The sequence below is a fragment of the Streptomyces sp. NPDC054770 genome (genome assembly GCF_053611985.1).
Genome location: NZ_JBSHBL010000181.1, coordinates 1 through 3,356, shown reverse-complemented (window position 1 = coordinate 3,356; position 3,356 = coordinate 1). Strand labels below are relative to the sequence as shown.

General features: G+C 70.6%; 4 protein-coding genes. 2 read left to right on the top strand and 2 right to left on the bottom strand.

Features of this window, described 5'->3' with window-relative positions:
- Positions 1-35: 35 nt before the first annotated feature.
- A complete protein-coding gene (locus ACWGKQ_RS52015) occupies positions 36-443 on the bottom strand; it encodes a hypothetical protein (RefSeq protein WP_453299153.1) in 408 nt (135 codons plus the stop codon).
- A gap of 135 nt (positions 444-578) precedes the next feature.
- Complete coding sequence (locus ACWGKQ_RS52010) at positions 579-1,361, bottom strand: hypothetical protein (RefSeq protein ID WP_453299152.1); 783 nt, start codon at positions 1,359-1,361, stop codon at positions 579-581.
- 541 nt (positions 1,362-1,902) lie between these two features.
- On the opposite strand from ACWGKQ_RS52010, the gene ACWGKQ_RS52005 reads away from it, so the two are divergent.
- Positions 1,903-2,595: a transglycosylase family protein gene (locus ACWGKQ_RS52005; protein WP_453299151.1), complete on the top strand. Its 693-nt coding sequence runs from the start codon at positions 1,903-1,905 to the stop codon at positions 2,593-2,595.
- A gap of 503 nt (positions 2,596-3,098) precedes the next feature.
- Positions 3,099-3,314 carry an I78 family peptidase inhibitor gene (locus ACWGKQ_RS52000; RefSeq protein ID WP_453299150.1) on the top strand — a complete coding sequence of 72 codons (216 nt, stop codon included), beginning with the start codon at positions 3,099-3,101 and terminating at the stop codon, positions 3,312-3,314.
- The last annotated feature ends 42 nt before the right edge of the window (positions 3,315-3,356 follow it).

The window sequence follows — 3,356 nt, the reverse complement described above, 5'->3', positions numbered from 1 at the left end:
ACCGCTGACGGTGGCCGCCCCTCACGCATGATGTGTCACATCCCCCGGCGCGGACCCGGCGGAAGCGCCGCCGGGACGGGCGTCATCCCGGTCTCCTGGGCCCGCCCGAGCGTCCCGATCCGCTGCCACTGCGGCGGCTGCGGCTGCCCGCCGCCGTTCCGCGCACTGTAGGCACCCGCGCTGTACGCGCTGTACGAGCTCCCTCCGTACGACCCCAGACCGTGGGTGCCGGTACTGAACGGGGTGCTCCCGAAGGCGACGAACCCCATGGACTCCTCACCGCTGCGATCACCCGGCAGCGTACGGAAGGCCTTGACCCACTCCGCGTAGAGCGAGTCGTAGATCGGCGTGGCCGAGTGCCCGCCCGCGGTCTCCTGCGACACCCGAGCAGCGGGAACGGCGGAGAAGGACGGCCGGTGGGGAGGAAGGTCGTATGCGTGCACGTATGTCCAAACGACCGGGTCTTCAAAGAGATGCGGCCCCCAGGCGCCCCTTTAGGGGCGCGGGGAACTGCGCGACCAGCCACGAGTTGCCCGCAGCCGCCCACGCACCGTAGCCCCCACCCCCTTGGGCGACCCTCAGACCCCCGCAAGTGGCAGCGCCGCCGCCACCAGCTTCCCGTTCGCCGCCGCCTTGTCGATCGCGTCGCGCAGCAGATCCTCCCGCGGCTGCCGCCCGATCGACCCCACCGGCGCCGCGAACATCAGCACCTGCTGGTGCTTGTTGGCTGCCGCCCGCCACCCGTCGGTCACCTGCAGCGGCTGATGCGCCTGCCACCACGCCACCGGCTGCCCGCCGGTCGGCCCCGGCTGCAGTACCGCGTGCAGCTGACCCACCGCCAGCAGCACCGACCACCCGTGCAGCACCGGCGGCACCGAGGTCAGCTCCGGCACCGGCATGAAGCCCTGCTCGATGAGGAGCGGCAGGAAGTCGTCGCCCACCCCGTCCGTACCGGGCCGGACGATCGGCGAGGTCGGCTCCACGACCAGCGCGGGGTGCAACTCCCCGGCGATCAGCACGAGTCCGCTGGTGACTCCGAGCACCGCCTGCTCGGGTACGGACTTCTGCGGCCCGCCGGGCGCGCTGTCACCGTTGATGGAACGGACCGCTCCCTGCAGCTGCTCCTCGGTGACCTGGACGACCTGCGAGGGCAGGCAGGTGGCGTGGGCGAAGGCGAGGACGGCGGTCTCGTCGCCGATGAACAGGACGGTGCTGGTGCGCTCCTGTTCGGAGTCGCCCGGGGTGCGGCACGACGTGCAGTCGTAACTGCCGGGGGCGTTGTCTCCGGCGAGCAGCCGGTCGGCTTCTTCGTCGCCGATCTCGGCGCGTACCTCGTCGCTGACGTCGAGCATGCGCGGCACGGTGGCTCCCTCGGGATGCGGTGCGTGATGGCCCGGGTGGCTCCCGGTCCGTGAGCCCCCGGGGTCGCGGGCTCATGAAGAAGACAACGGGTGATCTGTGGTGGGGGTCACGCATTGGGGGGATCGGGATCGAACCATCCGCTGCGCAGGGTCACTCCTGGTGCGGAATCCGGCACTCCCCGTCAACTCTTCGCAAGCCAAAGGGGTTTGACGCGGTGAAGTGAATCACAGATCCGTCGAACCCATGGTCGACAAATCACGAAATCCGGGAATGTAGTGGGTGGCCGAAAATCGCCGCTACCCACGGTAACACTGAACTGGCCTGGCCTGACGGGGAGTTGGTTGATTTCGGGCGTTCCCGATCCCTAGATTCCTCCGCCGTGTGCAACGAGCACCGCTCGGGAACGTCCGCCGGCCGGCACCAGGCAGAGCACCACCGCAGTACCGGCCGCGGCGGACGGGGCGAGCGCGAGGAACCGCGTCCATCGCGCGGGGACCGCGTCCCGCCTGGGGGACCCCGGGTATGTGGAGAGGGAAATACATGTCCGAGTGTGCCGATACCACCCGTGAGACCGCTGCGAAGAACGGCTCCCGCAAGGGACGTACGACGGCCGCCCTGGCCGGAGCGGCACTGCTCGCCCCGCTGGGCCTGCTGGCAGCCACCGGCAACGCCGCGGCGGCGGACAACGGAGTGTGGGACCGCATCGCCCAGTGCGAGAGCGGCGGCAACTGGCACATCAACACCGGCAACGGCTACTACGGCGGACTCCAGTTCTCCGCCTCCACCTGGCGCGCGTACGGCGGCACCGCCTACGCGGCGACGGCCGACCAGGCCTCCAGGGAAGCGCAGATCGCCGTCGCCACCAAGGTCCAGCACGCCCAGGGCTGGAACGCGTGGCCGGTCTGCTCGGGGCGGGCCGGAGCGACCGGCTCGGCGCCCGAGAGCGCGTCGGTGACCACGAAGAGCAGCACGGAGTCGGCGACGAAGTCGTCCAAGTCGTCGACCACGCCGACCACCAGGAAGTCGGCCCCCGCGGCGAAGACGCCGCAGCGCTCGACGGACCACACCGCCCGTTCCTCGTCCCGGGGCGACTACACCGTCCGCGAGGGCGACACCCTCAGCGGCATCGCCGAGCGGCACGGCACCAGCTGGCAGCGCCTCTACGCAGCCAACAAGGCCGTCATCGGCGGCGACCCGAACCTGATCGTGCCCGGGCAGCGCCTCGCGCTCTGACGCGAACCCCCGCTCGGCACCGCCTCGCACCACCCTGCCCCGCCCGGTCCGACCGGGCGGGGCAGGGTGCGTTTTGGGGGACATGTACATGCTTTGAATGGGGGGCGCGCTCCGGATGTGAGGGCGATTCATGCAGGGGCGGCACGCTTCGAGTTCACGCTGCCGCAACCCCGCTCCTACCCGCGAGCCACGGGGGTTCTGTGCTGGAGCGGTGAATCTCTTATGCGGTGTCAGCTGCGCCGCGGGGCGCCGGAATCGGAATGGAATGCACGCGCCGGAGTGCCCCCGCTCCCCGCCTCCGGCTCTTTTCGGCGGCTTTTCGGAAGACCCTACCGGCTTCGGGGAATTCCGCTCGAATGCGCCAGGAAGACCCCTGGAACCGCTCGTACGTGTGACGGAGTTCGACCGAAACGCGTGTCGTGATTCTGTGACAGAAGCGTGACCGGAGACGGACGTGCGGCTTCGGCTTCCGTCTCCGCCGGAACCGGCCTAGCGTGGGCCGCATGGCACCGGACACCGCTCCGCCGACGGAGCCCCAGGACAGCCCGCAAGGGTACGTAGGCCTCGACGCGGGCGACGCGGAACGGTTCGCCCGGCAACGGGGATGGGCGACCGTGCGCTCGCTGCCGCCGGGCGCGATCATCACCATGGAGTACCGGGCGGGGCGGCTCAACTTCGAGGTGCGCGACGGCGTCGTGGCGCGCGCCTGGAAGGGCTGACCGTACGTGACGGCGAAGGCCCCGGTCCCCTTGGTGGGGGAC